The sequence below is a fragment of the Streptomyces sp. genome (assembly GCF_031178505.1).
Classification (GTDB): Bacteria; Actinomycetota; Actinomycetes; order Streptomycetales; family Streptomycetaceae; genus Streptomyces; species Streptomyces gulbargensis.
Window position 1 is genome coordinate 1 of the sequence record NZ_JAPSIW010000630.1, and the last position, 4,162, is coordinate 4,162.

Annotated in this window: 5 protein-coding genes; 3 read left to right on the forward strand and 2 right to left on the reverse strand. The window is 76.1% G+C overall.

Features of this window, described 5'->3' with window-relative positions; translation table 11 throughout:
- The 3 genes from RIF68_RS29325 to RIF68_RS29335 all read left to right on the forward strand — a co-directional run.
- Window positions 1–929: S8 family serine peptidase (locus RIF68_RS29325; protein ID WP_309054304.1), on the forward strand; the 929-nt coding region annotated here is incomplete at its 5' end.
- Window positions 930–1,004: 75 nt separating this feature from the next.
- Window positions 1,005–2,396, forward strand: coding sequence for a CoA transferase (locus tag RIF68_RS29330; RefSeq protein WP_309054305.1), 1,392 nt, complete (start codon window positions 1,005–1,007; stop codon window positions 2,394–2,396).
- A gap of 25 nt (window positions 2,397–2,421) precedes the next feature.
- Window positions 2,422–2,898, forward strand: a complete 477-nt coding sequence (locus tag RIF68_RS29335) for a hypothetical protein (RefSeq protein ID WP_309054306.1) — start codon at window positions 2,422–2,424, stop codon at window positions 2,896–2,898.
- A gap of 24 nt (window positions 2,899–2,922) precedes the next feature.
- On the opposite strand, the gene RIF68_RS29340 is transcribed toward RIF68_RS29335, so the two are convergent.
- Together RIF68_RS29340 and RIF68_RS29345 are read right to left on the reverse strand one after the other, a co-directional pair.
- Entirely contained in the window at window positions 2,923–3,966 is a 1,044-nt protein-coding gene (locus RIF68_RS29340) for a zinc-dependent alcohol dehydrogenase family protein (RefSeq protein WP_309054307.1), read from the reverse strand.
- 18 nt (window positions 3,967–3,984) lie between these two features.
- The coding region (locus RIF68_RS29345) for a lysoplasmalogenase family protein (protein WP_309054308.1) at window positions 3,985–4,162 on the reverse strand (178 nt) is incomplete at its 5' end.

The window sequence follows — 4,162 nt, forward strand, 5'->3', positions numbered from 1 at the left end:
CCAACTGCGTGTCGGGCAAGCCGGACACCACCCCCGGCTCGTGGCGCCCGGGCGCGGGCGAGAGCGACCACGGCACGCACGTCGCCGGCACGATCGCCGCCGCCAAGAACGGCGTCGGCATCACGGGTGTCGCCCCGGGCGTCAAGGTCTCCGGCATCAAGGTGTCCACCCCGGCCGGCTTCTTCTACACGGAGGCCGTGGTCTGCGGCTTCGTGTGGGCGGCCGAGCACGGTGTGGAGATCACCAACAACAGCTACTACACCGACCCCTGGATGTTCGCCTGCAAGACCGACGAGGACCAGAAGGCCCTCATCGAGGCGGTCACCCGCGCGTCCCGCTACGCGGAGCGCAAGGGCACGGTCAACGTCGCGGCGGCCGGCAACTCCAAGTTCGACCTGGCGGCCGACTCGATCCTCGACAAGAGCAGCCCGAACGACAGCACCGAGGTCGACCGGCTCATCGACCCGAAGGTCTGCCTCGACTACCCGGCCATGCTGCCGGGCGTGGTGACGGTCTCCGCGACCGGTGCCAAGGACCTGAAGGCCTCCTACTCGAACTACGGCCAGGGCGTCGTCGACATCGCAGCCCCGGGCGGTGACCGCACCGAGTACCAGACGCCGGACGCCCCGGCGGTCAACGGCCGCATCCTCTCGACCACCGTCGAGGGCGGCTACGTCTACAAGGCCGGTACGTCGATGGCCGCGCCGCACGCCGCCGGCGTGCTCGCGCTGCTGAAGTCGACGCACCCGAAGGCGAGCCCGGCCGCGCTGAAGGCGCTGCTGTACGCGCAGGCCGACGACCGCGCCTGCACCAACCCGTACGACATCGACGGCAACGGCACCGTCGACGCCGTCTGCGAGGGCGGCAAGGACAAGAACGGCTTCTACGGGGCCGGCATGGTCGACGCGCTGGACGCGGTCCGCCGCTGACGCGCGCGGAGGGGCCCCGGTGCGGTACGCCACACCGGGGCCCCTCCGCATGGCACTCGGTGCCATAGTGCGGTCATGGACAACGACACACCCCCCGCGGTCCGTTCGGGCACGGAGGCGCTCTGGGCGGCTCTCGGCGGCGATCCCACGCTCCTGGACCGGGTCACGTACGACCACGTCCCCGGCCTGCTCCCGGCCCGCCTGCCGGTGATGGACCTGGCCCGGGCGACCGTCGCGGTCGCCGGGCTGGCGGCCCTGGAACGCGCGGGCCTGCCGGGGCCGGTGCGGGTGGACGACGGGGCCGTGGCCACCGCCTTCGTGAGCGAGCGCCACCTGCGGGTGAACGGGCGGGCCCCGGTCAACTTCGCGCCGCTCTCCCGGTTCTGGCGGGCGGCCGACGGCTGGGTCCGTACCCACGCCAACTACCCGCACCACGAGGCGGCGCTGCGGGAGGCACTCGGCGTGCCGGAGGGGCCAGGGGCCGCCGAGGCGGTGGCGGCGGCGATCGGCGGGCGGACCGCCGTGGACGTCGAGACGGCGGTGTACGCGGCCGGGGGCCTCGCCGTCGCCCTGCGCACGCCCGCCGAGTGGGCCGCGCACCCGCAGGGCCGGGAGGTGGCGGCCCGCCCCCTGGTCTCCCGGGAGCGGCTCGACGGGGCCGCGCCCCGGCGCCGTACGGGGCGGCTTCGGGTCCTGGACCTGACGCGGGTCATCGCGGGCCCGGTGGCGACCCGGACGCTCGCGCTGCTCGGCGCGGACGTGCTGCGGATCGACCCGCCGGGCAATCCGGAACTGCCCGACCAGCACGCGGACACGGACGTGGGGAAGCGGACGGCCGCGCTGGACCTGGACCGCCGCGCGGACCGGCGGACCTTCGACGAGCTCCTGGACGCGGCCGACGTGCTGGTGACCGGCTACCGGCCGGGCGCCCTCGACCGCTTCGGACTCCACCGGCCGGGCCTGGTGACGGCCCGGCTCTCCGCCTGGGGCGACCGCGGGCCCTGGGCGGAGCGGCGCGGTTTCGACAGCCTGGTCCAGGTCGCCACCGGCATCGCCGTCGTGGAGGGCTCGGCCGAGGAGCCGGGGGTGCTGCCGGCGCAGGCCCTTGACCACGGCACCGGCTATCTGCTCGCGGCGGCCGTGCTCCGTACCCTCACCGAGCAGGACCGGGACGGCGGCACCCGGCTCGTCCGCGTGCCGCTCGCGCGGACCGGCCACTGGCTGACGCACGGCCTGCCCCGCTCCCCCGCCCTCCCCGGCCCGGCGGCCGGCCCCGTCGACCCGGAGCCGTACCTCACGGAGTCGCGGGGCCCGCTCGGCCGGCTGCGGTACGCGCGGTCGCCCGTGACGTACGAGGGCGGGCCCGCCCACTGGGCGCGGCCGCCGGGCGTGGCGGGCGCGGACGCGCCGGTGTGGAGCGAGCCGGTGCCCTCCGGTGACGGTCCGGCGCCCGGTGCCGGCGGCTGAGGCCGTCCGGGGCGGGACGAGCGGCATGGGCCACGAGGGGAAGCCGCGCTGCACGCTGCCGCGGGGCGCGACAGGATTCCACGCGCCGGGGGACGGTGCGCTGCCGGAGACCGACCCGCGGGCGTTCCGCGGCGCCCTGCACGCCGCGGCGCGGGCCGCCGGGGGCCGGGTGGGCGAGATCGAGCCGTGGGAGTGTCCGCGGACCTTCCACACCGCGTCGGTCGTCCACCGGACGGGCGAGACCGTCGTGCTGTGCCACGCCCACCATCCCTGGTTCGCCTTCGCCCGGGAGCGCCGGAACTGGTACGACGAGGAGTTCGCCGCGCCGCCGCCGTGGGCCTCCGTCTTCACCGACGCGGGTTTCGTGGTGCTGGACGGCGGGCGGCTCGGGCTGCCGCTCGCCGCCGTGGACACCTCGGTGCTGTCCCGGGCCGAGTGGCGCCAGGTCCGGGCCTACGGCATCGGCACGCTGGGGGGCGTCCTCTTCAACGCGTGGGCGTGAGGGCGGTCCGGGGCTCCGGGCGGTTCAGGGCTTCACGAGGACCTTGAGGGCGGTGCGCTCGTCCATGGCGCGGTAGCCGTCCGGGACGCCGTCGAGGCCGACGGTGAGGTCGAAGACCGGCGACGGGTCGACGGTGCCGTCCAGGACGTCCGGGAGCAGTTCGGGGATGTAGGCGCGGACCGGGGCGACGCCGCCGCGCAGGGCGATGTTCCGGTCGAACATGACGGAGAGGTCGAGACCGGTGCCGCTGCCGTGCGGGACGCCGACGTAGCCGATGGAGCCGCCGTCGCGGACGATCCCGACGGCGGTGCGCATGGACTGCTCGGTGCCGACGGCCTCGATGACGGCGTGGGCGCCCTGGCCGCCGGTGAGTTCGCGGACGGCGGCCTCGGCGGCCTCGCCGCGCTCGGCCACGACGTCGGTGGCGCCGAAGGCGCGGGCGATGTCGGTGCGGGCGGTGTGCCGGCCGAGGGCGATGATCCGCTCGGCGCCGAGCCGGCGGGCGGCGAGGACGCCGCACAGACCGACGGCCCCGTCGCCGACGACGGCGACCGTGGAGCCCTCGCGGACGCCGGCGCCCAGGGCCGCGTGGTGGCCGGTGCCGAGGACGTCGGAGAGGGCGAGCAGCGCGGTCAGCAGGTGGTCGTCGGAGGCGGCGTCGGCGGGCAGCCGGACGAGGGTGCCGTCGGCGAAGGGGACGCGGACCGCCTCGCCCTGGCCGCCGTCGGAGCCGGGCGTGCCCCAGAACCCGCCGCGCGGGCAGGAGGTCTGGAGGCCGTCGGCGCAGTAGTCGCAGGTGCCGTCCGACCAGACGAAGGGGGCGACGACGAGGTCGCCGGCGCGGAAGGCGGTCACGTCGGCGCCGGCCGCCTCGACGATCCCGAGGAACTCGTGGCCGATGCGCTGCCCCGGCCGCCGGGCGGACTCGCCGCGGTAGGCCCAGAGGTCGCTGCCGCAGACACAGGCGCGCAGGACGCGCACGACGGCGTCGGTGGGGTCCTGGACGACCGGGTCGGGCACCTCCTCCACCCGCAGGTCGAACGGGGCGTGGATGGTGGTGGCGCGCATGGGGGGTGGTCCTCGCTGTCAGTCCGTGGTGCGGCCCTCACGGTAACCCGCGCGCAGGGCTCCGGCGGTGAGCAGGTACTGCGCCGCCAGGTACGTGAGCATGATCCAGAAGTCGGGGACGGGCGGCTGGGGCCAGTCGGCGACACCGGTCGCGATCAGGGTGTCGGAGAGCAGGAACAGCGCGCCGCCCGCGCCC

Coding starts and splice junctions, on each gene's coding strand:
- RIF68_RS29335 (WP_309054306.1), top strand. CDS start 2,422: ATGGGCCACGAGGGGAAGCCGCGCTGCACGCTGCCGCGGGGCGCGACA.
- RIF68_RS29340 (WP_309054307.1), bottom strand. CDS start 3,966: ATGCGCGCCACCACCATCCACGCCCCGTTCGACCTGCGGGTGGAGGAG.
- RIF68_RS29330 (WP_309054305.1), top strand. CDS start 1,005: ATGGACAACGACACACCCCCCGCGGTCCGTTCGGGCACGGAGGCGCTC.